Raw genomic sequence first — 24,942 nt, forward strand, 5'->3', positions numbered from 1 at the left:
GCCGCCGAGCGTCGCTATCTCTCCGAGACCTCCATGGCACTACTCACCCCGCCCACGACAGAAGAGGTGGTGGCCAAACCCGAGCTCATGACGGCATGATCTAACCCACTGACCCGCACGGTGTTGACCAACTCCACCACTCCGCGGGACGTCACCGGTCGTACCGGTCGTTGGATCACCAGGCCGGTGACAGTGAGACATGCTCGTGCTTTGTCACCGGCCCGGTCGCGTTGCGCCGCCCGTACGGTGCGCCCGGAACGGCCGCTAGGCCGCACGCCCGACGCAGCCGGGAGGGCGCTGCGGCGAGCGCCAGCGAGCCGCCTTGAAACGAAGTAAAGTAAGTTCTCACAGCGCCTCACGGCACCGGGCTGTGCTGTCGCGGGTGATGCTTAACAGTCGCGTATCGGTTGATGCTTGACACCCGGCCGCGAGATCGGCCGTCCTTGTCGACGATGTTCCGCGGGCATCGTCGTGGCGGGAGGCCGGGATTGGCGCTGGTTGCGTTGTCGGTTGTCGAGCAGCGGTTGGACGCGGTCCGGGCGGTGCTGGCGGGGCGAGCGTGGTCGAGGTGGCCGTGCGGGCCGGGGTGTCGCGGCAGTCGGTGCATACCTGGATCGGGTGGTATCTGTCCGAGGGGATCGCCGGGTTGGCGGATCGGTCGCACCGGCCGAAGGAGTGTCCGCATCAGGTCACCTCGGTGGTGGAGATCGCGGTCGCGGAGATGAGGCGAGAGCATCCGCGGTGGGTGCGAAGCGGAGCTCGACGACGGCGACACCCGCGTCGTGCGCCGCACCACCACACAGGCCGTGCGTAGCATCAAAGGCCAATCGCCACGCAGCACCGCGAGCAACCGATGACCAGCACCGACAACCCAGAGGACCAGGAACCGGTGACACCTCACTACTACGCGGCCTTCCCGTCACTGCGTGACGTCTACCTGGAAGATTCGTGGGTCCTGAGCATCTTCCCCGCCGAACACGACGTGACCTTCAGGATCGAGGCCGTCCTCACCGCCGAACATCCCAACCACCAACCGCCGAAGCCGGGCGAGCAGTACTGCTACGCCCTCGCAGATCTCCAGATCCGCAGCACCGCTCCCATCGACTATCAGCTCAGCGGTGCCCGACCCGCTGTCAACCTCTCCGCAACCCCCGACCTGGGCAACATCGACACCTTCCAACCGGCCGGGCCATCGAGCTGGGAACTCCGCGGCGAGTGGGGCGCGATCACAGTCCAACACCCACAAGTCGATCTGGCCCTCAGCGGTCCCACTCCCTAGCATCACAACCAGGTGGCCGCGGACCACCACCCAGAGACCAAGGCCGACCGTCAAGGATCAGCCGACACAGAACCGTCAACCATCAACCGCGTCAAGGCACTCACGGCACCGGGCTGTCCTCCGTCGGGTGATGCGCGACGGTCGTCCGCCAGGTGATGTGCGACAGTCGGAAGCGCGCGGATGCGGCATGAGCGGGCGAGAAGTGATCCACCCGCCTGACGGTGCGCCGGCTGCTCGCCGCGCAATAGACCCCTGACCCGGTCACGACTGGGAGATTCGTGTCCTCACAGGTTGAAACGAGTAGGACCAATCCCGCTGCGTGCGACAGCTCCGCGCGATCGGCACGATCGCGCCGATCGCAGCTGGCCGGATGTCTTACATGCGGGATCTCAGTACGTCGAACTCGCAGCCTGGGGAGGATGGGTCGAAGCCGTGCTCGACCAGCCAGCGGGACGCTCCGAGGCTTCGCAACGACCACCATCCGCGGATCACGTCGAGGTCGACGTCGGTGCCGTAGCCGGCGAGGAGGTCGTCAAGGCGCTCCTCGTGTCCGAGCGTTAGGATGGCGAGGTCGTACATCGCGTCGCCCTGGTTCGCCTCGGACCAGTCGATCACGCCGGTGAGATTGTCACCGTCGACGAATACGTGGGTGATCTGCAGGTCCCCGTGCGTGAACACCGGTGTCCACGGCCGGAGCGCGGCCTGGGCAACCTGGCGGTTGCGCGTGACCAGGTCGCTCGGAAGGGTGCCGCTCGCGATGAGCCACTCGCACTCGGCGTCGAGGTGCGATGCGATCTCGTCGACGCTCTCACCGGACCATGGCGGCAGCGGCGCGTCGTGCAGCATCCGTACGGCGGCACCCGCTGCGGCCCACGCCGCCGGCGACGCAGTCGACGGCTCGCCGAGGCGACCGAGTGCCGTCCCCGGGAGGGCGGCGAGCGCGAGTACGGGCGGCTCTCGCCACAGCACCTCCGGAGTCGGGATCGGCGCCAAAGCCATCGCCTCGACCTCGACGTCGGTGTTGGTCTGATCAGCGTCGACCTTCAGGAACACGTCACCAACGCGCAAGGTCGCGCGCTGGCTATGCGCGACGACGACCTCGACCTCATCCACGTCGGCGATTATTGCGCGGATGACCATCAACCTCACCGGGATTTGTCGCGTGCGACCGCGCGCAGCGACCGCGACCCGCTGCCCGGCGTACTTCCTGCACGTCACCGACCGCTGACGGGGTAGAGAACCCGCGTCCCTTGGCATCGGGGGACGAATCCCGCTCATAGGCGGGCCCCTCAGCCGACTCGCTCACATCGGCAGATCCGTGCGGTGGCCGGCGCTTTCAAGTAGGTCGCCAGACACCTAGCCTGTCGCAGATCAGCTGGCAGGAAACTGTCGCGCATCAGATGTCGGGGAACACTCACCGCACCGGGCTGCTTTGACTGACCTGATTCTTGACGGATCTGTGTCAGCTGATGGTTGACGCCCAGAAGCGCACGGACCTGCCAAGAGGCGTCAAGGCCGCGTTGTCGCGTAGAGGAGCATGTCGCGCCGGATCCCTCCGATCTCCTGGTGGCTGCGGAGCAGTCCCTCTCGCTGATATCCCGACGCCTCGGCAACGTGGATTGAGCTGTTGTTCCACGGTTCGATGTACAGCTCGATCCGGTGCAGGGCGGGAATGGTCCAAGCGAACGTGGTGAGCGCCCTCAATGCGCTGCTGCCGATGCCGCGGCCCCGGTGCGCGGCAACCACCGAGTAGCCCGCTGTCGCGCGGCCAGCCGACAGGTTCTGAAGCCACAATCCGATCGCGCCGACGGCGTTGTCGGACTCGGCCTCGGCGATGGCGAAGGACAGTCCGATTCCTTCGGTGAGCCGATCGCGCTGCCGATGGATCCACTCCAGAGCCTGCTGGGCTGTCGGGAGCGCGGGCAGGCTGCCGATGAGGGGGATGTAAGGGTCGTCCCCCAGCTCGATAGCGAGGTGTGCGTCCTTGTCGGTGAATTCACGCAAGACGACTGAACCGTAGGCCGGTGGCGTGGTCGGCCAGGAGGGCAACTGCTCTGTCACGTGTCGATTGTCGCTGTGGTCAGCGTCCCGTGCCGCCCAATTGCTCCCACGCTCGGCCGCGATGCGCGCGGCGGCAGTGTCAAGGATCTACCGACACACGACGGGTCACGCATCACCCGCGACAAGCCACTCACGGCACCGGGCCGGGGCGGGATGAGGTGGTCAGGCGCTGTGAGGACGGCTGGCTTGCGGACAAGCCAGCCGCTTGGAGCGGGACAGGTCACATCGGCTCGTGACCCGCAGATTGCAGCCGGTCCTGCAACGATTCGGTCGGGCGGTGTCCCTCGTGGCGGCGTCATCACCACCGCGACCCTCCGCGGACGCCACCAAGTGGTCGGAGCTGGCGACGCGGCTCGGGCACCCGACGTTGGTCCGGCACGGGTTGCGGCACACCGCGCTCACGTGGATGGCCGACGCCGGGGTCTCGCTCGACGTTTTGCAGAAGGTCGCGGGGCACCTAGTCCCCCGACGTGACCTCGCGCTACCTGCACCCGGACCTGTCCGCGTTGCGGGCCGCTGGGGAGTCGTTCTCGGCCTGGTGGTCCAAGCCTGGTCCAAAGCCGCCGCAGCTCCGCGTGGTGGGCGGCAGCTCCGGGCGTGAAAAAAGCCCCGCTGACCTGCGTCAACGAGGCTCCAATTCCAGTCGGGCTGACAGGATTTGAACCTGCGACCCCTTGACCCCCAGTCAAGTGCGCTACCAAGCTGCGCCACAGCCCGTGGCCGCTCCGCCTGCGTGCTGCGGAGCGATGAACAGTGTACCGCCTCCGAACCACCGCTCCGGACACCCACCGACCCGACCCGAGCTAGGGCCGGGGCCGCCGGCTGTCGTAATCGGACCGGAAGGGCTGCGCCCGCACGTCCCCGTGCTGAGCGGCCCACATGCCGGCGGCCAGCGCCCACGCCAGAAGCAGCAGCGTCACGACCAGAACCACACCCACGACCAACACCTCGTCACCCCGGAACGCACGACACAAGCAGACCAATCACGAATCCACTTCCACAGAACACCAGTCCACTCTTCTCAACAAGAGGCCAATCGTGGAAGACTGGACCGATGGACGGCGGCAGGCTCGGCCCCAAGGACCTCAAGACGCTGCTCGGCGAGTGGGAGACGAGCGGTCAGAGCGCCTACCAGGCGCTCGCCGACCGCATCCGGCTGCTCATCATCGACGGCCGCATCCCGAGCCGTACGAAGCTGCCCGCCGAGAGAGAACTCGCCGACACGCTCGAGAAGAGCCGCACCACGATCGTCTCGGCCTATGGGGCGCTCAAGAACACCGGCCACCTCGTCAGCCAGCGCGGGTCGGGCAGCGTCGTCGCGCTCCCCCATCATGCGAACCCGCCCACCACCAGTCCGCAGACGCACCTCGTCGACTTCGCGCGGGCGGCACCGGCCGCGATCAGCGGTCTCGAGACCATCATCCAGCGGGCGACACAGCACCTGCCGCAGGTCCTCAGCAAGACCGGATTCGACCTCATCGGCAGCCCGGCACTGCGCGACCGCATCGCGCAGCACTACTCGAGCAGGAACCTGCCGACGACACCCGGCCAGATCATGATCACCCTCGGCGGGCAGCATGCGCTCGCCCTCATCGCGCGGACGTTCGTGCGCCAGGCCGACCGCGTCCTCGTCGAGTCGCCGACCTACCCGCACGCGCTCGACGCGTTCCGGCTGTCCGGTGGGCGGCTCGTCACCACGCCCGTGACCAGCGCGGGATGGGATCCGGACCGGCTGCGCGACACATTCGAGCGGGTGCGGCCGTCACTCGCCTACCTGATCCCCGACTTCCACAACCCGACCGGCGCCTCCATGCCCCCCGACGTCAGAAGCGACGTCGTGGAACGAGCGAGACGAGCCGGCACCGTCCTCGTCATCGACGAGACGACCGCGGACCTCGACCTCGGGCGCGGCTGGACGGACGTCCCCTTCGCCGCACGCGCCGATGGCGTCAGGACACTCACCGTCGGGTCGCTCGGGAAGAGTGTCTGGGGCGGGTTGCGCATCGGGTGGATCAGGGCGGACGACGACGTCATCGGCTCGCTGCACGCGGCGCGGGCGGCCGGCGACCTCGGGACGCCGGAGCTCGAGCAGCTCGTGGCCGCCGAGGTGTTCGAGGACTACGACGCCCTCGTCCAGCGGCGCATCGCCCAGCTGCGCCACCACCGCGACGTCCTGACCCGGGAGCTGAGAGAGCGGCTGCCGCAGTGGGATGTCCCCGTGCCCGACGGCGGCACCTCGCTCTGGTTGGGGCTCGGCGCACCCATCAGCTCCGCGCTCGCGTTGTTCGGCCTGACCAGGGGCGTCAGCATCATCGCGGGACCCAGGTTCGGCGTCGACGGCGCGTTCGAGCGGTTCATCCGCATCCCCTACACGGGCCCCGTCGACCAGCTGACCCGCGGCGTCCACCTGCTCGCGGACACCGCGCAGTCACTCCCCGCGCTCCCGGCGGGACGGGCGGCACCGCACCTGGCCGACGTCGTCTGAGACGACGCCGGCCGGGCACACCCGACGAGACAGCTCACTCCCAGCGGAACACCTTCGCCGACACCGCCGCCGCGACCACCGTCACGACCAGCAGCGCGATGATGTTCGTCGCGCCGGGCCAGTGGCCGTCCCACGCGGACTGCATGGCCTCCATGCCGGCGCCCAGCGGTGACACGTCGCGCACGGGCCGCGCCCATTCGGGCATCAGGTCGCCGGGCGTCCAGACGCCGGCGAAGAACATGCTCGGGAAGAACAGCAGCATGCCGATCGACGTCGCCGCCTTGCCGGTCGGCGCCAGGGCCGCGACCAGCAGGCCGAGCCCGAACAGCGACGACGCCATCAGCAGGAAGGCGAGCAGGAACCCGACCGGGTTCTCCGGCATGCCGATGTCGAACGAGACCGCGCCGAGCGCCAGCACGACGACCGCCGCGCCGACCGCCGCGACCAGGTTGACCAGCAGCTGCGCCGCCAGCACGTTGACCGGGTGCACCGGCGTCGTCGACAGCCGCCGCAGGATGCCCTTCTCGCGGTAGGTCGCGAGCACGGTCGGCAACACGCTCAGCCCGAGCATCGCCGCCGCCAGGGCCAGCGACAGGACCGGCAGGAAGCCGGCGCTCACGTTGTTCTCGTCGTCGCCCTCGGTGAAGCCGATCGAGCCGAAGACGACCAGGATGCCGATGGGGACGGCGAAAGTCATGACGGCCGACGTGGAGTCACGCAGGAACAGCTTGGACTCGACGGTAGTGATCTTGGTCAGGGTGGACATCAGAGGTCTCCGATCCGGTTCGCGACGCGAGGGGCCGACGGTGTCAGGCCGCGATCTGCGGCTCGAACGAGCGGCCGGTCATCGCGACGAAGGCGTCCTCGAGGCTGGCCTGGTCCATGCGCAGCTCGGCGGCGACGACGTCGTGCGCGGCCAGGGTGGTGATGACGGTGTACGGCAGGTTGCCGGTGCCGGTGACGACGTAGTGGGCGCCCTCGCGGCTGACGGCGGTGACGTCGGGCAGGGCGGTGAGGACGGCCTCGTCCAGCGGCGCCGACGGGCGGAACCGCAGCGTCTGCTCCGTCGACACCCGGGAGATCAGCCCGGCCGGGCTGTCGATGGCCGCCACCCGGCCGCCGTCGATCAGCGCGAGCCGGTCGCAGAGCCGTTCCGCCTCGTCCATGAAGTGGGTGACCAGGATGATCGTGACGCCGCGCGCCCGGACCTGCTCGATCAACTGCCAGGTGTCGCGCCGTGCTTGCGGGTCGAGACCGGTGGTGAGCTCGTCGAGCACGGCGATGCGCGGGTTGCCGACCAGCGCCAGCGCGATGGAGAGCCGCTGCTTCTGGCCGCCGGACAGCTTCTCGAACCGGGTGCCGGCCTTGTCGGCGAGCCCGAGGTCGTCGAGCAGCTCGGCCGGGTTCGCAGGCGACGGGTAGAACGAGGCGTAGAGGTCCAGCGCCTCGGCGGCGGTGAGCTTCTCGGGCAGCTCGCTCTCCTGCAGCTGCGCGCCCAGCACCCGGCGCACGTCCATCCGGTCGCGAATCGGGTCGAGGCCCAGCACGCTCACGCTGCCGCCGTCGGGCCGCCGCAGTCCTTCGATGCACTCGACGGTGGTGGTCTTGCCGGCGCCGTTGGGGCCGAGGATCCCGAAGATCTCGCCCTCCTCGACCTCGAACGAGACGTCGTCGACGGCGACGGTGGAGCCGTACGCCTTGTGCAGGTTGCGCACCTCGATGATGGGCATGGCAAAGCCGTCCTTCCTGCGGAACTGCGGAGAGTGGGTGGAGTCGGTGGGTGACGGTGACGCCGTCAGGCCTTCTGCGGCCGGAGGTCGATGGTGCGGACGAAGCGCTGGATGCCCGCGAGGGTGAGCGCCAGCAACCCGAGCGCGACGAGGACCGCGACACCGTCGGGCAGCCGCTCGATGTCGAGGTTCTCCATGACCGCGCCGGCCCAGCCGACCGACATGACCGCCTCGACGGCCAGCATCGGGAGCAGCAGGAGCGGCAGGCAGATCGTCGGCCAGAACCAGCTCCACTTGTAGTAGGCCGAGCCGATGAGCCAGCCGGCGGCGACGTTGGCGGCGACGACGATCCAGACCTCGGGGACGATGATCCAGAACTGGTAGCCCTCGGTGAACAGGTGCGGCGTGGTGAACGTCGGCACCTCGTCGGCCAGCCGGTACAGCCCGTACTCGATCAGGTAGCCGCCCGCCTCGAGCAGCGCCATGACGCCGGCCAGTGCGATGACGGTGGCCGTGCCGGCCCAGCCGAAGCTGCGCCGCGTCACGCCGGACGCGATGGCCACCGGCAGGTAGGCGGCGGTGATGACGATGCCCATCGAGAGCGGGAAGTACCGCGTCGCGTAGGCGGAGTTCTCCCAGATGCTCTCGCTGGCCTCGCCGCCCCCGTTCGTCGTCAGCTGCACGAGCATGCCGATGACCAGGAAGATCACGGCGACGATCACGACGAACCACAGGACAGACACCGACAGGCCTTTCGCCAGGTCCTGGAACGACGCCCGGGCGCGGCGGTACGTGAGCGACGAGCTCATGCCGGGTCTCCCTTCGTGAGGTGGACGAACAGGTCCTGCAGCGCGACCGGCGATAGCTCCAGGCCCCAGTCGGCGGCGACGGCGCGCGCGTCCGGGTCGATCTCGCCGTAGACGGTGACCGACTTCGTCCCGCCGAGCCGCTGCTCGCCGAGGATCGTCATGCCGGTGGTGAAGTCGTCGACGGCGACGGCGGGTCCGACGACGGCGGCGCCGCGCATGCGCAGCGAGTCGGTGTCGTCGTGGACCACCAGCCGGCCGCGGTCGATGATGACGACCTGCTCGAACAGCCGCCCGACCTCTTCGATGAGGTGGGTCGACAGGATGATCGTGCGCGGGTTCTCGATGTAGTCCTCGAGCAGGATGTCGTAGAACGCGTACCGCGACGGCGCGTCCATGCCGAGGTAGGCCTCGTCGAGCATGGTCAGCGGTGCCCGCGACGCGAGCCCGACCGTGATCCCGAGCGCCGACTTCTGCCCGCGCGAGAGCTTGGCGACGCCGCGCTTCGACGGCAGCTGGAACGTGTCGAGCAGCCGCTGCGCGAACTCCTCGTCCCAGTACGGCCGGAACCGGCGCGCCCGGCGCAGGGTGCCCTTGACGCTGTCGCCGTCGACGACGACGTCGCCGCTGTCGCGGACCAGGCAGATGTGCTGGGTGAGCTCCTCGTTCTCGAACGGCTCCTGGCCGTCGACGAGGATGGTCCCCTCGGTGACCCGGCGGTACGCGGCGATGAGCGACATCAGCGTGGTCTTGCCCGAGCCGTTGCGGCCGAGCAGGCCGTAGATCTTGCCGCCCTCGAGCTTCAGCGTGAGGTCGTCGATCGCCGTGACGTCGCCGGGGTACCGGACCGTGAGGTTCTGGATCTCGATGCCGCTCATGCGGACTCCTCGGCCTTCAACGAGTGGATGCGCGCGACGACGTCGTCGAGCGGGATGCCGATGACGCGGGCCTCGGCCACCATCGGCTCGACCACGTCGGCGAAGAAGTGCTCGCGCCGCTGCGCCAGGAGCATGTCGCGGGCGTCGGGGCTGACGAACATCCCGATCCCCCGCCGCTTGTAGAGGACGCCCTCGTCGACCAGCTGCTGGAACCCCTTGGCGGCGGTCGCCGGGTTGATGCGGTAGTACGCCGCGTACTGGTTGGTGGACATCACCTGCTCGTCAGCTCCCAACTCGCCGCTGAGGATGTCGTTCTTGATGGACTCCGCGATCTGGTGATAGATCGGGCTCCGGTCGTCGAACATGCGCACCCCCTCCGGTTCCTAGGTTCTTTACTTCACTAATGAACCGTAACACCGGCGAACCAACGAACGCAACCAAGGCAGCGCCTGGCTCGCCGCGTGCGCCTTCGTACACACCTGGCAGTGGACGGCTCGTACGGCTTCTCCGCGGCGGACCGATGAATCCGGCGCATCGGGTGTCTCTGCCCTGGTGACTGTGTCACTACGTGGAAGGAGCACCTCATGCGCCCGCTCATCGTCACGAACATCGTCTCGGCCGACGGCTACTACGACGGACCCGGCAAGGACGTGATGGCCATGCCGTTCGACGACACCTTCGACGACTACAACGCCCTGCGCCTGCGGGCGGCGTCGACCGTCCTGCTCGGTCGCACCTCGTACGACGGGTTCCGCTCGTACTGGCCCCCGGTGGCGTCGCAGCCGGAGGTGCGGGAGGTGGAGCGGGAGATCTCGCGGCGGATGACGGCGGTCGACAAGGTCGTCGTGTCCGACCGGCCGGCCCCGGCGCCGTCGTCACCCTGGGGCGATTCCCGGTTCGTGCCGCGGGCCGAGGCGCCCGCCGTCGTCGCGGCGCTGAAGGAGCAGGAGGGCGGCGACATCCTCACGTTCGGTAGCCGCACGCTGTGGACGTCACTGTTGCGGGCCGGCCTGGTCGACGAGGTCCACCTGCTGGTGGGGTCGGCGTTCCTCGGCGGCGGGACCCCCATCTGGGACGGCGGGCAGCGGACGCCGTTGCGGCTCCTGGACGTGCGGCGACTCGGCGAGTCCCAGCTCGTGCTGCTGCGCTACGACGCCCGCCCGACGGCGTGAGACTCGCGCCAGCCCGATCAGATGGCGTGGCCGAAGGTGGCGTGCGGCGAGTCCTTGATGACCGGCTCCGGCTCCCCCGCCCAGTCGGCCTCGCGGATGACCTTCATGGCGGCCTTGCGGGCCTCGCGGTCGAGCTTGTCGATGAACAGCACACCGTCGAGGTGGTCGGTCTCGTGCTGGATGGCGCGAGCCAGGCGGTCGGAGCCCTCGATGGCGACCGGGTCGCCGTACATGTTGAAGCCGTGCGCCACCACGCGCAACGCGCGGCGGCAGTCGTACTCGAGGCCGGGGAGGGAGAGGCAGCCCTCGGGGCCGAACTGCTCCTCCTCGGACAGCTCGAGCGACGGGTTGATGAGGTGACCCACCACGTCGTCGACGTCGTAGGTGAAGACGCGGAGGGAGACGCCGATCTGCGGGGCGGCGAGGCCGGCGCCCGGTGCGGCCCGCATGGTGTCGATCAGGTCGTTGACCAGCTGCTGGACCTCGCGGTCGAAGTCGACCACGGGTTCGGCCTTGGTGCGCAGGACCGGGTCGCCGAACAGGCGGATCGGGCGGACGGCCATCTCTTACTCCTCGGATGAACGATCAGATGCGACCAGCCCCAGCTGCGACAGCTCGTCGCGCAGCCGGTCGGGGCCGGTGAAGTGCAGGCTGGTCATGCCCAGCTCCGTGGCGGCGTCGACGTTGGGCGGGTTGTCGTCGATGTAGACGGTCGACGACGCGTCGAGGCCGTAGCGGTCGAGCAGCAGCTGGAAGATCCGCGGGTCGGGCTTCACCAGCCGCTCGGTCCCCGATACCACGATGCCCTCGAACCAGGACAGGAACTCGAACCGCTCCAGGGCCAGCGGGAACTTCTCCGCCGACCAGTTGGTCAGCGCGTACAGTCCCACCGAGCCACCGGAGCGCAGCTCGCGCAGCAGCTCGACGGTGCCCTCGATGGGCCCGCCGATGGTCTCGATCCACCGCTCGTCGTAGGCGGCGATCAGCTCAGCGTGCTCCGGAAACGAGGCCGACAGCGACGCCACCGCATCGGCCCACGTCCGGCCCGCGTCCTGCTCAGCGTTCCACGACGGCGTCGTGACCTCGGCCAGGAACCGCTCGACCGACTCCTCCGACGGCAGCAGCGTCCGGTACAGGTACCGCGGGTCCCAGTCGACCAGGACGCCACCGAGATCGAAGACGACCGCCTCGGGCGTGCTCATACGTTGAAGCCGAGCGCTCGGAGCTGCTCCCGTCCCTCGTCGGTGATCTTGTCCGGCCCCCACGGCGGCATCCATACCCAGTTGATGCGCAGCTCGCTGACCAGCCCGTCGGTCGCGGCCGCGGCCTGCTCCTCGATGAGGTCGGTCAGCGGGCAGGCGGCGCTGGTGAGCGTCATGTCGACGGTGGCGACGTTCTGCTCGTCGACGGTGACGCCGTAGATGAGGCCGAGGTCGACGACGTTGATGCCCAGCTCGGGGTCGACGACGTCGCGGAGGGCCTCCTTGAGGTCCTCGAGGTCGACGGTGGTGGTCATCGTGCATCCTCCTCAACGGTGACGGGGCCGGCCATGGCCCGCGCCGTCGCGTCCTTGAAAGCCATCCAGCTCAGCAGCGCGCACTTGACCCGGGCCGGGTACTTGGCGACGCCGGCGAAGGCGATGCCGTCGCCGAGCACGTCCTCGTCGGGCTCGATCTGCCCCTTGCCCTGCATCAGCTCGACGAACGTCTGCTCGACGGCGAACGCGTCCGAGACCGAGGACCCGGTCAGCAGCTCGTGCAGCACGCTCGCCGAGGCCTGGCTGATGGAGCAGCCCTGCCCCTCGTAGGACACGTCAGTGATGGTCGAGCCGTCGAGCGCGACCCGGACGGTGATCTCGTCGCCGCACGTGGGGTTGACGTGGTGCGCCTCGCCGCCGAACGGCTCGCGCAGCCCGCGCCCGTGCGGGTGCTTGTAGTGGTCCAGGATGATCTCCTGGTACAGACTGTCGCTCACCCGAAGAACCTCTTCACCTGATGGAGACCGTCGGCGAGCGCGTCGATCTCGTCGAACGTCGTGTACAGGTAGAACGACGCTCGGGTGGTCGCGGGTATTCCGTACCGGACGCAGACCGGCCGCGCGCAGTGGTGTCCGACGCGGACGGCGACGCCCTGCTCGTCGAGGAGCTGGCCGACGTCGTGCGGGTGGACGCCGTCGACGACGAACGACACCGTCCCGCCGCGCGACTCCATGGAGTCGGGGCCGATGATGCGCACGCCGTCGACACCACGCAGTCGCTCCAGCGCGTACGCGGTGACGGCCTGCTCGTGGGCGTGGATGCGGTCCAGGCCGATGCCGGTCAGGTAGTCGACCGCCGCGCCCAGGCCGATGGCCTGCGCGATCGGCGGCGTGCCGGCCTCGAACTTGTGCGGGATGGGGGCGAACGTCGACCCCGTCATGGCGACGGTTTCGATCATCTCGCCGCCGCCGAGGAACGGGGGCAGCCCGTCGAGCACCTCGCGGCGCCCCCACAGGACGCCGATGCCCGTGGGGCCGACCATCTTGTGGCCGGTGAAGGCGAGCAGGTCGATGCCCAGCTCGTTGACGTCGACACTCTGGTGCGGCACCGACTGCGAGGCGTCGAGCAGCACCAGCGCGCCCACCTCGCGGGCCCGCGCGACCACCGTCGCGACGTCGTTGACCGTCCCGAGGCTGTTCGACTGGTGCACCAGCGAGACGATCTTCGTCCGCTCGTTGATCAGCTCGCCGATGGTCGACAGGTCGAGGCGGCCGTCGTCGGTCAGACCGAACCAGCGGAACGCCGCGCCGGTCCGCTTCGCCGCCAGCTGCCACGGCACGATGTTCGAGTGGTGCTCCATCTCGGTGACGACGATCTCGTCGCCCGGCCCGAGGCGGTAGCGCGGGTCGTCGGCCAGGCCGCTGGCCAGCGTGTGCGCCACCAGGTTGAGCGCCTCGGAGGCGTTCTTGGTGAAGATGATCTCGTCGCGGCTCGGCGCCTTGATCAGCGCGGCGAGCTTGTCGCGGGCGCCCTCGTAGGCCGCTGTCGACTCCTCGCCGAGCTGGTGCACGGCACGCGCCACGTTGGCGTTGTGCCGCGTGTAGTGCTCGGCGAGGGTGTCGAGGACGGCCATCGGCTTCTGCGAGGTGTTCGCGGAGTCGAGGTAGACCAGCGGCCGGTCACCGGCGAGCCGCCGTTCGAGGATCGGGAAGTCCTTGCGGACCCGATCCACGTCCAGCGGGCTGTGCGGTGTACTCACGGTGGCTCCTCGATGTCGGTGCTGGCGGCTCAGGCAGGGGTGCCGACGTAGTCGACGTAGCCCTTCTCCTCCAGCTTCTCCGCCAGCTCCGAGCCGCCCTCCTCGGCGACCCGGCCGGCGACGAAGACGTGCACGAAGTCGGGCTTGATGTAGCGCAGGATCCGCGTGTAGTGCGTGATCAGCAGGACGCCCTTGTCGCCGCCCGCGGTGAAGCGGTTGACGCCGTCGGACACGACCCGCAGCGCGTCGATGTCGAGGCCGGAGTCGGTCTCGTCGAGCACGGCGAACTTCGGGTTGAGCAGCTCCAGCTGCAGGATCTCGTGGCGCTTCTTCTCGCCGCCGGAGAAGCCGGTGTTGAGGTCGCGCTCGGCGAAGTCGTCGGCGATGGCCAGCTTGTCCATGGCCTCCTTGACGTCCTTGACCCAGGTACGCAGCTTCGGGGCCTCGCCGTCGACCGCGGTCTTGGCGGTGCGCAGGAAGTTCGACACCGACACGCCCGGCACCTCGACCGGGTACTGCATGGCCAGGAACAGGCCGGCGCGGGCCCGCTCGTCGACCGACATGGCCAGCACGTCCTCGCCGTCGAGCAGCACCTCGCCGCTGGTGACGGTGTACTTCGGGTGCCCGGCCAGGGAGTATGCCAGGGTCGACTTGCCCGAGCCGTTGGGGCCCATGATGGCGTGCGTCTGGCCGCTGTTCACGGTGAGGTCGACGCCGCGCAGGATCTCCTTGGGGCCAGCCTCGGTCTCGACGGAGACGTGCAGGTCGCGGATCTCCAGGGTGCTCATTCTCTCGATGCCTCTCGGGTGTTCTCGGTGGTCAGTGCGTCGTCGACGTGGCGGCCGGCAGGCCCTCGCCCAGTGCGAGCTCGCGCTCGACGGTGGCGGTCAGCCGCTCGGCGATCTCCGGTACGCCGATCTTGTTGATCAGCTCGGTGAAGAAGCCGCGCACGACCAGCCGGCGGGCCTCGTCGGCCGGGATGCCCCGGGCCATCAGGTAGAACAGCTGCTCGTCGTCGAACCGGCCGGTGGCGCTGGCGTGGCCGGCGCCCTCGATCTCGCCGGTCTCGATCTCGAGGTTCGGGACGGAGTCGGCGCGGGCGCCGTCGGTCAGCACCAGGTTGCGGTTGAGCTCGTAGGTGCTGATGCCCTCGGCAGCGGGCCGGATGAGCACGTTGCCGATCCACACCGTGTGCGCCTTCGCGCCCTGCAGCGCGCCCTTGTAGAGGACGTTGCTGCGGCAGTTGGGCTGGTTGTGGTCGACGAACAGGCGCTTCTCGAGGTGCTGGCCGCTGTCGGCGAAGTACAGGCCGAGCAGTTCGGCGTCGCCGCCGGGAGCGGCGTAGTCGAGGGTGACCGACGTGCGCACGAGGTCGCCGCCGAAGCTCACCACGGCGTGCTTGACGACGGCGTCGCGGCCAACGCTGACGTGGTGGTGCGACAGGTGCACGGAGTCGTCGGCCCAGTCCTGCAGGCTGACCAGGGTGAGCCTGGCGCCGTCGTGCGTGACGATCTCGATGTTGTCGGCGAAGGCCGCCGAGCCCTCGTGCTCGAGGACGACGACGCTCTGGCTGAACCGCTCGGCGGTGATGACGACGTGGCCGGCGGCGGCCTTCTCGGCACTGAGGCCGCGCAGCCGCACGACGGTCGGCTTCTCGGCGACGACGTCGGCCGGGACCGTGATGGCCAGCACCTTGTCCGCCTCGGCCCAGGCCCGGGCACTGGGGCGGTCGTTCGGCACGTAGCCGGACGAGCCGCGGCGCGGGTCGGTGGCCTCGACGGTCTCGACGACGACGCGCGGGTCGGCATCGACGCTGACCTCGTAGTCGTGGCCGTCGAGCGGGGCGTCGTCGTGCAGGCCGCGCAGCCGCGCCATGGGCGTGAAGCGCCACTCCTCTTCGCGGCCGCGCGGCACGACGTGGTCGGCGACGTCGAAGGAGGCGACGGTGTCGAAGGCGCTCCCGCCGTGGTCCGGCGCACCGGCGCCGTGCGAGTGCTCGGTGAGGCCGTGCTGGGCCTGCTGAGCTGTACCGGCCGAGGCACGCTCCTCCGTCGAGGCCGGAATGTTAGCGGTGGTCATCTGCTCTCTCTCGTGGGGTCTCGGGCTGCTGGCTTCGGGCGGCGGCGTCAGCCGACCGCGCCCTCCATCTGCAGCTCGATCAGCCGGTTCAGCTCCAGCGCGTACTCCATGGGCAGCTCGCGCGCGATGGGCTCGATGAAGCCGCGCACGATCATGGCCATGGCCTCCTCCTCGGTCAGGCCGCGGCTCATCAGGTAGAAGAGCTGGTCCTCGCTGACCTTGGAGACGGTGGCCTCGTGGCCCATGGAGACGTCGTCGTTGCGGATGTCGACGTACGGGTAGGTGTCCGACCGCGAGATGGTGTCGACCAGCAGCGCGTCGCAGCGCACCGTGCTGGCGGAGTGGCTGGCACGCGGCATGACCTGCACCAGGCCGCGGTACGAGGTGCGGCCGCCGCCCCGGGCCACCGACTTCGACACGATGGAGCTCGAGGTGTTCGGCGCCATGTGCACCATCTTCGACCCGGAGTCCTGGTGCTGGCCCTCGCCGGCGAACGCCAGCGACAGGGTCTCGCCCTTGGCGTGCTCGCCCATGAGGTAGATGGCCGGATACTTCATGGTGATCTTGGAGCCGATGTTGCCGTCGATCCACTCCATGGTGGCGCCCTCGGCGGCCGTGGCGCGCTTGGTGACCAGGTTGTACACGTTGTTCGACCAGTTCTGGATGGTCGTGTAGCGAACCCGCGCGCCCTTCTTCACCACGATCTCGACGACCGCGCTGTGCAGGGAGTCGGACGTGTAGATGGGGGCGGTGCAGCCCTCGACGTAGTGGATGTAGGAGTCTTCGTCGGCGATGATCAGCGTCCGCTCGAACTGACCCATGTTCTCGGTGTTGATGCGGAAGTAGGCCTGCAGCGGGATGTCGACGTGCACGCCCTTCGGCACGTAGATGAAGCTGCCGCCGGACCAGACCGCGGTGTTCAGCGCGGAGAACTTGTTGTCGCCGGCCGGGATGACCGAGGCGAAGTACTCCTTGAACAGCTCGGGGTGCTCCCTGAGACCGGTGTCGGTGTCGAGGAAGATGACGCCCTGCTCCTCGAGGTCTTCACGGATCTTGTGGTAGACGACCTCGGACTCGTACTGCGCGGCGACGCCGGACACCAGACGCTGCTTCTCGGCCTCGGGGATGCCGAGCTTGTCGTAGGTGTTCTTGATGTCCTCGGGGAGGTCCTCCCACGAGGCCGCCTGCTTCTCCGTCGACCGGACGAAGTACTTGATGTTGTCGAAGTCGATGGTCGAGAGGTCGGCGCCCCACGTCGGCATCGGCTTCTTGTCGAACAGCCGCAGCGCCTTGAGCCGGGTCTCGAGCATCCACTCGGGCTCGTTCTTGAGGGCGGAGATCCCACGGACCACGTCCTCGTTCAGCCCGCGCTTCGCGGCCGCGCCGGCGGTGTCGCTGTCGGCCCAGCCGTACTCGTAACGACCCAGGCCCTCGAGCTCGGGGTGAGCGGTGGTGGTCATATGTGGGAGATCCTCTCCGCGGACTCGTTCTGCTTTCCTGTGGTTCCCGCGGCGCTGCCGCTGCGGGGGATGTGCGTGGTGCAGACCCCTTCGCCGTGCGCGATGGTGGCGATGCGCTGGACGTGGGTGTCGAGCAGCCGGGCGAACGCCTCAGTCTCGGCCTCGCACAACTGCGGGAACTGCTCGGCGACGTGCGCCACCGGGCAGTGGTGCTGGCACAGCTGCTCGCCGGTGACCGGCGAGGCCTGAGCCGAGGCGGCATAGCCGTCGGCGCTGAGGGCGCCGGCGAGCGCGGCCGCGCGCTGCTCCGGAGGTACCGATTCGATGATAGGCCGGTACCGGTCCTCGAGGTCGGCGATCCGGCGACGCGCGAACTCGGCGACCAGGTGCTCGCCCCCGGTCTCGGCGAGGAACCTCAGCGCGCCGACCGCGAGGTCGTCGTAGGCCTGCTCGAACGCGTCGCGACCGGCCGGGGTGAGGACGAAGACCTTCGCCGGACGCCCCCGCCCGCGGTGGCCGTAGACTCGCTCCTCGCGGGACTCGATGACGCCCTCGGCCAGCAGTGTGTCGAGGTGGCGCCGCACCGCTGCCGGGGTCAGCCCGAGGCGCTCGCCCAGGGCGGCCGCCGTCGACGGGCCGTTCTCGAGGATGGAGCGAGCGACCCGCTCGCGGGTGCGCGCATGCGCCTCCTGGACGCCGGGGTCGTCCCCCGGTGCCCGGGCAGCGTCGCGCACGTATTTCACAACACCATCGTGCTCTTTTTCATGCGCCGTCACAACCTCCTCGCCGTGCGATGCGTCACGCAGGCCAGCCTTACCTTCACGGTCGGACCCGGTTGGATGCGAAGCGGACGGGTATGCCGTCGTCGAGGTGGTGATCGTTTCGTGGAGGCCTTGGTCGTCCTGCTCTTCGCCGCGCTGGCCGCGGGCGTGCTCGTCGTCGTGCAGTACGCGCGGTTCGCCGCCCGCCGGCGCGTGGCCGACCTGCGCGGGTTCGTCCGCTCGCGCGGCTGGCAGCTGACCGCGTCCGACGGCGGGCTGACGCGGCGCTGGCCCGGTCCCCCGTTCCACCCCGGGGGCGGGGTCGCGCGCCCCGTCGTCCGCGGGACACACCGGGGCCGCGAGTTCACCGGGTTCGAGTACCTCTACGAGGTCACGCCGTCGGCCTCGGCGAAGACCGCGATCCCGCACCGGCACCTGGTGGTGGTGGTTCCGTTGCCCGGCGCGGTACCGGACTTCGCCGTGACCAGGCAGAACGCCGTCGCCGGAGCGCTGGCGCGGGTGCTGGACCTGCCGGGTGCGGAGGTGCCCGAGACCGCCGGGGGCGCCGGGCCCGCAGGGAGCGAGTTCGGGCGGCGCTTCCACGTGGCCTGCGCCGACCCGCTGTTCGCGGCGACGGTGCTGCAGCCGCTCGTCGTCCAGCGCCTGGTCGAGGGGCCGGTCTGGGAGTGGCGCCTGAGCGGCACCGACATGATCGCGTGGGACGGCGGGCACCTCACCCCCGACCGGTTGCTGACCAGGCTCGACGCAATCGCGGACGTGCTCGACCGGGTGCCGGCGGAGGCCTGGCGCCACGGCGGGCCGCGCGACGCCCCGCGCACTGGGCCGGCCGCCTCCTGAGCCGTCGTTTGTGCGGGTCGGGTGGGGGTATGTCGTCGGGCATGACCCTTGGCCGTGGCATCTTCCTCATGACGCTGGGGCTGATCCTGGCGCTCGGCGTGCGCGATCGCGTGGGCACGTTCGACCTGAGCGTCATCGGCTGGATCCTGACCGGCGTCGGCCTGCTGATCTTCTCCCTGGCGTTCGTCGTGGGCCCGGCGCGGGCGGCGCGCGAGCCCGAGGTCGTCGACGAGCAGGACGACGTGGGCGAGGTCTGACCGGTTGTCGGCCGGGTGCCCTGGTCGTGCGAGGATCGCGGGATGAGCGCAGCACCGGCCGTGGAGATCTCCTCTCTGGTCAAGCGCTACGGCACGGTCAGCGCCGTCGACGGGCTGTCGCTGCGGGTCGCGGCCGGGAGCATCACCGCCGTCATCGGGCCCAACGGCGCCGGCAAGACCACCACCATCGAGATCTGCGAGGGCTTCCGCCGCCCCGACTCCGGGGTGGTGCGCGTCCTGGGTCTCGACCCGTCGCGCGACGGTGCCGCGCTGCGGCCGCGGGTCGGCGTGATGCTGCAGGAGGGGGCCGGCTTCTACCCCGGCGCGCGGCCGGCCGAGCTGCTCACGCACCTGGCCCGGCTGCATGCGCACCCGCTGGACGTCGCGATGCTGATGTCGCGGGTGGGGCTGGGCGACCTGCGGGCGCCGCTGCGGCGGCTCTCCGGCGGTGAGCGGCAGCGGGTCGCGCTGGCGGCGGCGCTGGTCGGCCGGCCGGAGCTGGTGTTCCTGGACGAGCCGACGGCCGGGCTCGACCCCGCCGCCCGCCGGTCCACCTGGGCGCTGCTCGCCGAGCTGCGGTCGGCCGGCGTCACCGTCGTGCTGACGACGCACCTCATCGACGAGGCCGAGCGGCTGGCCGACCACGTGGTGATCGTCGACGCCGGCCGGGTGCTGGCCGAGGGGACGCCCGCGGAGCTGACCAGCGGCGTCTCCGACGACGTCATCCGGTTCGGCGGGCCGCCGCGGCTGGACGTCGCGTCGCTGCGGGCGGCGCTGCCGGACGGCGCGGTGGTGCGCGAGGTGACGCCGGGCGCGTACGAGGTGGCGGCCGTCGTGGATCCGCGGCTGCTGGCGACGCTGACGTCCTGGTGCGCGGCCAACGACATCCTGGCCGAGGGCCTGCAGGTCGGGCACCGGTCGCTGGAGGACGTGTACCTGGAGCTGATCGGCGCGGGCAGGTCGGCGCCGTGAGCGAGTCGTCGCCGTCGGTGTTCGCGCCGGCGCCGGGTGCCGCGCCGGTCGGGCGGATGCTGGTCGCACAGGCGCTGTTCGAGATCCGGCTGCTGCTGCGCAACGGCGAGCAACTGCTGCTGACGGCCGCGATCCCGGTGGTGCTGTTGTGGCTGCTGACGGCCGCGCCGGTGTTCGACACGGGGTCGTACTCGCGGGTGGACTTCCTGGTGCCGGGGATCCTGGCGCTGTGCGTGATGTCGACGGCGTTCACGTCGCTGGCGATCGCGACCGGTTACGAGCGCCGGTACGGCGCCCTGAAGCGGCTGGCGGCGTCGCCGCTCCCCCGGTGGGCGTTGCTGCTGGCCAAGGCGCTGACGGTGCTGGTGGTCGAGGCGCTGCAGGTGGCGCTGGTGTGCGGGCTCGGGCTGGCGCTGGGCTGGCGGCCGTCGGGGTCGGCCGTGCCGGTGGTGGTGCTGCTGATCGCGGGGACGCTGGCCTTCGCCGGACTGGGCCTGCTGATGGCGGGGACGCTGCGCGCGGAGGCGACGCTGGCGGCGGCGAACCTCGTGTACCTGTTGCTGCTGGTGCTGGGTGGCGTGGTGATCCCGCTGTCCGGCTTCCCGTCCGGTGTGCGGGCGGTCGTCGAGCTGACGCCGACGGGGGCGCTGGCGGACGGCCTGCGCTCGGTGCTCGCCGACGGCGACGGCCTGCCGTGGGGGTCGGTCGCCGTACTGGCGGCATGGGCGGCCGTGGTCGCGGTGAGGGTCATGAGCCCCGCTCGGCGCTGGAACACGGACTGGCTCACCCGCCAGCCGATGATGCCCTGCCGCTGCAGGTAGACCGTCGCCTTGCGGACGCTGCCCTTGCGGGCGACCAGGTAGTCGTCGTCGAGATCGTGGCCGAGCGAGCGGTAGGAGTCGTGCGCCAGCATGACCAGCGCGACGCACAGACCGGCCGCGAGCATCGTCAGCACGACCGCCCAGAAGGTCCGCACCGGCGAGCCCGACGCCAGCCAGACGATGATGCCCGCCAGCACGACGTCGGCCGAGAACGCCCAGCGCAGCCGCCGGCTCCGTGCCGCCAGCGGGTGCGGAGTCAGACGGCCGCCGGGCCGAACGCCGGCGACCGCCGCCGCGACCGAGGCTGCCACCGTCACCGGCGCCGCCGGCAGCAGCGTCTTCGCCTCGGACTTCGCGTCGGTGCGCAGGCCCGTCGTCACGACGTCGACGCGGGCGGCGCCTGCGGACCGGACCCCCAGCGGCTCGACGATCTCGACACCGCGGACCCGCCGCTCCTCGAGACTGACCGACCTGGTCGTCAGCAGGCCGCGCCGGACCCGCAGAGTGCCGCCGGGCTCGCGCTCGAGCCGGTAGTTCCACCACGCCTCGAGCGTGAGCGCCAGCATTGCGACCATTCCGACCAGCACGAACACCCCGGCGAACAGCAGCAGGGTCTGCGTGGCGCCGATGCGCTCGACGACGTCGCGGGTGACGTCGACCGGGAGGTTCTCGCGGCCCGACCAGTCGAGCACCTGGAAGATGCCGCCGACCGCGGCGCCGGCCACCGCGAACGTCCAGAACGACAGCGGCGCGAACCGCAGCCAGGCCGGGTTCCAGCTCGCCAGGGTGCGCACCCCGGGCGCGGTGCCGTCGGCGGGAGCGGCGGCCCGATCGAGCAGCAGCGCCCGCAGCCGTTCGCCCTCGTCGCGGCCCACGGGATCGAGCACGAGCGTCTGCCGCGCTTGCCCCGGCCCGGTGGCCTCGAGGCCTTCGCCGGTCCCGATGCTGACCTTCACCAGCCCGAACATCCGCTGCACCGGTTCAGCGGAGAGGTCGACGGTGCGGATGCGTTCGCGCGCCAGGGAGCGCTTCGACGTGAAGAGCCAGCCCTTGTGGAGTTCCATGCGCGTCGGCGTGACGCGGTATCGCGTGTGCCGCCAGCGCACGTAGTCGGCGACGGCGCCGCCGGCCACCGCCAGGACGACCGCCGGAAGGACGAAGGCGAGCGCGATGCCGTACGACACGCCGGAACCGACCCCGATGACGACGGGGACGCCGGTGGCCAGCGCGATGCCGAGCACCCAGATGGCGGTGACCTTCACGGTGTCGCGGTGCAGCGTCAGCCAGTCGGGCGCGCGGCCCGCGACGGAGCCGGGCTCGTGGGTGGCGGCGGAGCCGGCCGGGTGATCGTGGGCCGGAGGGGGCTCGCTCATGTCGCGTCGCCCGGAGTCTCGTGCGTGATGCGGGTGAGCTCCTCGGCGAGGTCGGCCGCCTGCTCGTGGTCGAGCCCCTCGATCTTGACCGCCCCCGCCGACGACGCCGTGGTCACGGTGACGGTCGACAGCCCGAACGCCCGCTGCAGCGGGCCGCGCGCGGTGTCGACGGTCTGGATGCGCGACATCGGCGCCACCCGCCAGACCTGCCACAGGACCCCGCCGCGGGTGTAGACGGCCTGGTCGGTGACCTCCCAGCGGTGGATGCGGTACCACCACGGTGGCAGCAGCACGAGCCCCGCCATGCCGAGGACCGCGAGCACCGCCGCCGGCACCAGGAACCACGGCCGGGCCGGCGCGATGAGCAGGCCGAGGATCAGCAACGGGACCACCACGACGGCCGTCAGCACCGCCACCTGGGCGCGCCACCAGGCCCTCACGCGCTGGTCGAGCCAGTGCCGGGGCGGTCGCAGCCGAGTGCCGCCGCTCATGTCCGTAGCCTCCCGCAGGTCGTCGCAGTGAGCAGGCCCGGCGCCGGAGCTCGCCGGCGCGCCCGCGGCGACACTCGCGGCGATCATGACCGGCCCGCAGTCGCACGTTATCCGAGCCGTCACGCCGAGGCGACCGAACTGGGGCGAACCACGCGGTCGCGGCGGGCGGCAGGACCCCGGGCCTGACCACTCCCCATGCGAGGTGACGAGGGTGGCCCGCAGCCGGTGGCCCGGCGGCCCCTGGCCCGGCGGCCCCCGGCCCGGCGGCCCGTGGCCCCGCGGCCCGTGGCCCGACGTCCCGGGCCCCTGGCCCGGCGGCGGGCGCGGGCTCGCGACCGTCGTAGCAGCGGCACACGCCGCGGCCAGCGGCCTCACGTTCCGCGAGCGCGACGGCGACGGCGACCCGCTCCCCCGCCTGGGGCCGCGACTCCGCGCCGACGATCATCTCCGCCGACGCCGACGGCTGTACCGCCCCCGGCGTCGCCTCCAGCGCCACCTCCTGCGCCGGCCCTCGCGCGGCGGAGCGCTTGCCGCCGAGCGGCGCCGCGCCCACCAACACGAGCGCGGCAGCGAGCACTGCGGTGGCCGCCAGCGCGACAGGCGCCCGTGCGGCGGCCGCCGACGCCACGGCAGTGCGGGGACGAGCGGATCGAGAGGTCATGGACCGGACGCTAGAACGGAATCGACCCGCCGCGACCGATTCCGGCTTTGCCCGCACGAGGAGGGCGTTTGCCCGCATCAGGGCTACCCGCGAGATCGGCCGAAGACGGCTCAGGGCTAACCAGCGGGCTAACGCCGACCGCGAACGGGCTTACGCCTGAGCCTTGACAGAACCCCCCACCTGTGGGGAACCGACCCGCCCCCGAGATCGTCGGCCGGTGCCGGGTCCCTACCATGACGTGGTGACCACGACCGTCCCCACGAGCCCGGCGCCGGCGCCCGGCCGGCAGCCGGGCCGAGCCGCGCGGCTCGTGCGGTGGCTGCCGCTGCCGTCGGAGGCGACGCTGCGCAAGCTGGCCGTCGCCTCGCTGGTCACGCAGGCCGGCATCATCGTGACCGGCGGGGCCGTGCGGCTCACCGACTCGGGGCTCGGCTGCCCGGACTGGCCGCACTGCACGGCGGGCTCGCTGACCGCGACGCCCGAGATGGGGATGCACGGGGCCCTCGAGTTCGGCAACCGGATGCTCACGTTCGTCGTGGGCGCGGTCGCGTTCCTCATGCTGGTCGCCGTCCTGCGCACGCTGACCTCGGACCGGCCGCGCCGCGACCTGGTCGTCCTGTCGGCGGTGCTGCTCGGCGTCGTGCCGGCGCAGGCGGTCATCGGCGGCATCACCGTCTGGACCGACCTGAACCCGTGGGTCGTGATGTTCCACTTCCTGGTGTCGGCCGCGCTGGTCGGCGTCGCGACCGTGCTGGTCAGACGTACGCAGCGGCCGCTGGGCGCCGTGCCCGGCCGGGTCGGCCAGCCGTGGCTGGAGCGGCTCGGCCTGCTCACGCTCGTCGTCACCGCGATCGCGGTCTACCTGGGCGCCGTGGTCACCGGCAGCGGCCCGCACGCCGGCGACCCCGACTCGAAGCGCACCGGACTCGACGTCGCCGTCGTGACGCAGGTGCACGCCGACTCCGTCCTGGTGCTCATCGGCATCTCGGTCGGGTTCTGGTTCACCGCCCGGGCGGTCGGCTCCCCGGGCCGCGCGGCCACCGCTGCCGCCGTCCTGCTGGCCGTGGAGTTCGGGCAGGGCCTCATCGGGCTGGTGCAGTATCGCCTGGAGCTGCCGGAACTGCTGGTCGGCCTGCACATGCTCGGGGCGGCGCTCTTGGTGATGGCCGCGACCGACGCCTGGCTCGCGACACGCTGGCTGCCCTCGCGCTGACCAGGTTGCGACGTCCCGTTTGCTGATCCGGCGGCCGGGTACCTCCCAGGCACAATGCTGCCCCTTCGGAGGAGTGTCGAACATGAGTATCGGCCTTGGAGTCTTCCTGATGGCACTGGGCCTGATCCTGGCGCTCGGTGTTCGAGATCGGCTGTCCGACTTCGATCTCAGCATGATCGGCTGGGTGCTCACCGGCGTCGGTGCCCTGGCCATCGTGGTATCTGTGATGGTCACGTCGATGCGTACGCGCGGCCGCACGCGCAGCACGGAGTACGTCGAGCGCCCGCCCACCACGGAGTATGTCGAGCGTCGCGAGCGTCGCAACGACATCGACCCCCTCTGATCCCGC

The 24,942-nt window shown here is 70.6% G+C and carries 28 protein-coding genes, 1 tRNA gene and 2 pseudogenes; 11 read left to right on the top strand and 20 right to left on the bottom strand.

What is annotated here, in order from left to right:
* Positions 1–488 precede the first annotated feature (488 nt).
* Both E1212_RS31160 and E1212_RS18445 read left to right on the top strand, forming a co-directional pair.
* A pseudogene (locus E1212_RS31160) lies at positions 489–772 on the top strand (helix-turn-helix domain-containing protein); the annotation flags it as partial.
* Between the two features lie 81 nt (positions 773–853).
* Complete coding sequence (locus E1212_RS18445) at positions 854–1,279, top strand: hypothetical protein (protein WP_131985101.1); 426 nt, start codon at positions 854–856, stop codon at positions 1,277–1,279.
* Between the two features lie 375 nt (positions 1,280–1,654).
* Here E1212_RS18445 and E1212_RS18450 read toward each other — a convergent pair whose 3' ends face one another.
* Entirely contained in the window at positions 1,655–2,392 is a 738-nt protein-coding gene (locus E1212_RS18450; RefSeq protein ID WP_131985103.1) for a phosphotransferase family protein, read from the bottom strand.
* Positions 2,393–2,788: 396 nt separating this feature from the next.
* Positions 2,789–3,340, bottom strand: a complete 552-nt coding sequence (locus E1212_RS18455) for a GNAT family N-acetyltransferase (protein WP_131985105.1) — start codon at positions 3,338–3,340, stop codon at positions 2,789–2,791.
* 286 nt (positions 3,341–3,626) lie between these two features.
* On the opposite strand from E1212_RS18455, the gene E1212_RS31165 reads away from it, so the two are divergent.
* Positions 3,627–3,941, top strand: coding sequence for a tyrosine-type recombinase/integrase (locus E1212_RS31165; RefSeq protein ID WP_420814394.1), 315 nt, complete (start codon positions 3,627–3,629; stop codon positions 3,939–3,941).
* Positions 3,942–3,983: 42 nt separating this feature from the next.
* Here E1212_RS31165 and E1212_RS18465 read toward each other — a convergent pair.
* Together E1212_RS18465 and E1212_RS30810 are read right to left on the bottom strand one after the other, a co-directional pair.
* Positions 3,984–4,057: transfer RNA gene (locus E1212_RS18465), tRNA-Pro, on the bottom strand.
* Between the two features lie 86 nt (positions 4,058–4,143).
* The gene (locus tag E1212_RS30810; protein ID WP_275296185.1) at positions 4,144–4,278 is read right to left on the bottom strand and encodes a hypothetical protein; all 135 of its coding nucleotides are present in this window, start codon (positions 4,276–4,278) and stop codon (positions 4,144–4,146) included.
* Positions 4,279–4,394: 116 nt separating this feature from the next.
* On the opposite strand from E1212_RS30810, the gene yczR reads away from it, so the two are divergent.
* The gene (gene yczR / locus E1212_RS18470; RefSeq protein ID WP_131985107.1) at positions 4,395–5,825 is read left to right on the top strand and encodes a MocR-like transcription factor YczR; all 1,431 of its coding nucleotides are present in this window, start codon (positions 4,395–4,397) and stop codon (positions 5,823–5,825) included.
* A 34-nt stretch (positions 5,826–5,859) separates the two neighbouring features.
* Here yczR and E1212_RS18475 read toward each other — a convergent pair whose 3' ends face one another.
* From E1212_RS18475 to E1212_RS18495, 5 genes are all read right to left on the bottom strand, one after another.
* Positions 5,860–6,591, bottom strand: coding sequence for an ABC transporter permease (locus E1212_RS18475; protein WP_131985109.1), 732 nt, complete (start codon positions 6,589–6,591; stop codon positions 5,860–5,862).
* Between the two features lie 43 nt (positions 6,592–6,634).
* Positions 6,635–7,555: an ABC transporter ATP-binding protein gene (locus E1212_RS18480; protein WP_131985111.1), complete on the bottom strand. Its 921-nt coding sequence runs from the start codon at positions 7,553–7,555 to the stop codon at positions 6,635–6,637.
* A 65-nt stretch (positions 7,556–7,620) separates the two neighbouring features.
* Entirely contained in the window at positions 7,621–8,364 is a 744-nt protein-coding gene (locus E1212_RS18485) for a hypothetical protein (protein WP_131985113.1), read from the bottom strand.
* Positions 8,361–9,239, bottom strand: a complete 879-nt coding sequence (locus E1212_RS18490; RefSeq protein ID WP_131985115.1) for an ATP-binding cassette domain-containing protein — start codon at positions 9,237–9,239, stop codon at positions 8,361–8,363. Before E1212_RS18490 ends, E1212_RS18485 begins: the two co-directional genes overlap by 4 nt.
* Positions 9,236–9,604, bottom strand: coding sequence for a GntR family transcriptional regulator (locus E1212_RS18495; RefSeq protein ID WP_131985117.1), 369 nt, complete (start codon positions 9,602–9,604; stop codon positions 9,236–9,238). Before E1212_RS18495 ends, E1212_RS18490 begins: the two co-directional genes overlap by 4 nt.
* A 219-nt stretch (positions 9,605–9,823) precedes the next feature.
* Here E1212_RS18495 and E1212_RS18500 point away from each other — a divergent pair, with 219 nt between their 5' ends.
* Positions 9,824–10,411, top strand: coding sequence for a dihydrofolate reductase family protein (locus E1212_RS18500; protein ID WP_131985119.1), 588 nt, complete (start codon positions 9,824–9,826; stop codon positions 10,409–10,411).
* Between the two features lie 17 nt (positions 10,412–10,428).
* Here the strand turns inward: E1212_RS18500 and def are convergent, their stop codons facing one another.
* The 9 genes from def to E1212_RS18545 are packed head-to-tail and all read right to left on the bottom strand — an operon-like array spanning position 10,429 to position 17,929.
* Positions 10,429–10,974, bottom strand: coding sequence for a peptide deformylase (gene def / locus E1212_RS18505; protein ID WP_131985121.1), 546 nt, complete (start codon positions 10,972–10,974; stop codon positions 10,429–10,431).
* 3 nt (positions 10,975–10,977) lie between these two features.
* Positions 10,978–11,613 carry an HAD family hydrolase gene (locus tag E1212_RS18510; RefSeq protein WP_131985123.1) on the bottom strand — a complete coding sequence of 212 codons (636 nt, stop codon included), beginning with the start codon at positions 11,611–11,613 and terminating at the stop codon, positions 10,978–10,980.
* Positions 11,610–11,927, bottom strand: coding sequence for a metal-sulfur cluster assembly factor (locus E1212_RS18515; RefSeq protein ID WP_131985125.1), 318 nt, complete (start codon positions 11,925–11,927; stop codon positions 11,610–11,612). The genes E1212_RS18510 and E1212_RS18515 overlap by 4 nt, the downstream gene beginning before the upstream one ends.
* On the bottom strand, positions 11,924–12,385 hold the full coding sequence (sufU, locus tag E1212_RS18520; RefSeq protein WP_131985127.1) for a Fe-S cluster assembly sulfur transfer protein SufU: 462 nt from the start codon (positions 12,383–12,385) through the stop codon (positions 11,924–11,926). The genes E1212_RS18515 and sufU overlap by 4 nt, the downstream gene beginning before the upstream one ends.
* A complete protein-coding gene (locus E1212_RS18525) occupies positions 12,382–13,647 on the bottom strand; it encodes a cysteine desulfurase (protein ID WP_275296186.1) in 1,266 nt (421 codons plus the stop codon). Before E1212_RS18525 ends, sufU begins: the two co-directional genes overlap by 4 nt.
* 29 nt (positions 13,648–13,676) lie before the next feature.
* The gene (gene sufC / locus E1212_RS18530) at positions 13,677–14,435 is read right to left on the bottom strand and encodes a Fe-S cluster assembly ATPase SufC (RefSeq protein WP_131985129.1); all 759 of its coding nucleotides are present in this window, start codon (positions 14,433–14,435) and stop codon (positions 13,677–13,679) included.
* A 31-nt stretch (positions 14,436–14,466) separates the two neighbouring features.
* A complete protein-coding gene (gene sufD, locus E1212_RS18535) occupies positions 14,467–15,726 on the bottom strand; it encodes a Fe-S cluster assembly protein SufD (RefSeq protein ID WP_131985131.1) in 1,260 nt (419 codons plus the stop codon).
* Between the two features lie 47 nt (positions 15,727–15,773).
* Positions 15,774–17,186 carry a Fe-S cluster assembly protein SufB gene (sufB, locus tag E1212_RS18540; RefSeq protein WP_131985132.1) on the bottom strand — a complete coding sequence of 471 codons (1,413 nt, stop codon included), beginning with the start codon at positions 17,184–17,186 and terminating at the stop codon, positions 15,774–15,776.
* Positions 17,183–17,929 carry a helix-turn-helix transcriptional regulator gene (locus E1212_RS18545; RefSeq protein WP_131985134.1) on the bottom strand — a complete coding sequence of 249 codons (747 nt, stop codon included), beginning with the start codon at positions 17,927–17,929 and terminating at the stop codon, positions 17,183–17,185. Before E1212_RS18545 ends, sufB begins: the two co-directional genes overlap by 4 nt.
* Before the next feature lie 141 nt (positions 17,930–18,070).
* Here E1212_RS18545 and E1212_RS18550 point away from each other — a divergent pair, with 141 nt between their 5' ends.
* From E1212_RS18550 to E1212_RS31170, 4 genes are read left to right on the top strand one after another with little or no spacing between them, the layout of a single operon-like run.
* Entirely contained in the window at positions 18,071–18,805 is a 735-nt protein-coding gene (locus E1212_RS18550; RefSeq protein WP_131985136.1) for a hypothetical protein, read from the top strand.
* A gap of 41 nt (positions 18,806–18,846) precedes the next feature.
* Entirely contained in the window at positions 18,847–19,062 is a 216-nt protein-coding gene (locus E1212_RS18555; protein WP_131985138.1) for a DUF6458 family protein, read from the top strand.
* A gap of 42 nt (positions 19,063–19,104) precedes the next feature.
* On the top strand, positions 19,105–20,034 hold the full coding sequence (locus tag E1212_RS30815; RefSeq protein ID WP_131985140.1) for an ABC transporter ATP-binding protein: 930 nt from the start codon (positions 19,105–19,107) through the stop codon (positions 20,032–20,034).
* Between the two features lie 56 nt (positions 20,035–20,090).
* Positions 20,091–20,855, top strand: coding sequence for an ABC transporter permease (locus tag E1212_RS31170; RefSeq protein WP_131985189.1), 765 nt, complete (start codon positions 20,091–20,093; stop codon positions 20,853–20,855).
* Here the strand turns inward: E1212_RS31170 and E1212_RS30505 are convergent.
* A pseudogene (locus E1212_RS30505) lies at positions 20,810–22,228 on the bottom strand (PH domain-containing protein); the annotation flags it as partial. The gene E1212_RS31170 and the pseudogene E1212_RS30505 sit on opposite strands and share 46 nt — an antisense overlap.
* Positions 22,225–22,719 (bottom strand): PH domain-containing protein, encoded by a 495-nt coding sequence (locus E1212_RS18575; protein ID WP_131985144.1) that lies wholly within the window; start codon positions 22,717–22,719, stop codon positions 22,225–22,227. The gene E1212_RS18575 and the pseudogene E1212_RS30505, both read right to left, overlap by 4 nt.
* Before the next feature lie 902 nt (positions 22,720–23,621).
* Here E1212_RS18575 and E1212_RS18580 point away from each other — a divergent pair.
* Together E1212_RS18580 and E1212_RS18585 are read left to right on the top strand one after the other, a co-directional pair.
* On the top strand, positions 23,622–24,593 hold the full coding sequence (locus tag E1212_RS18580) for a COX15/CtaA family protein (protein ID WP_203416987.1): 972 nt from the start codon (positions 23,622–23,624) through the stop codon (positions 24,591–24,593).
* Positions 24,594–24,675: 82 nt separating this feature from the next.
* Positions 24,676–24,936, top strand: a complete 261-nt coding sequence (locus E1212_RS18585) for a DUF6458 family protein (protein ID WP_275296188.1) — start codon at positions 24,676–24,678, stop codon at positions 24,934–24,936.
* Positions 24,937–24,942: the final 6 nt, after the last annotated feature.

This window comes from Jiangella ureilytica, from assembly GCF_004348545.1.
GTDB lineage: Bacteria > Actinomycetota > Actinomycetes > Jiangellales > Jiangellaceae > Jiangella > Jiangella ureilytica.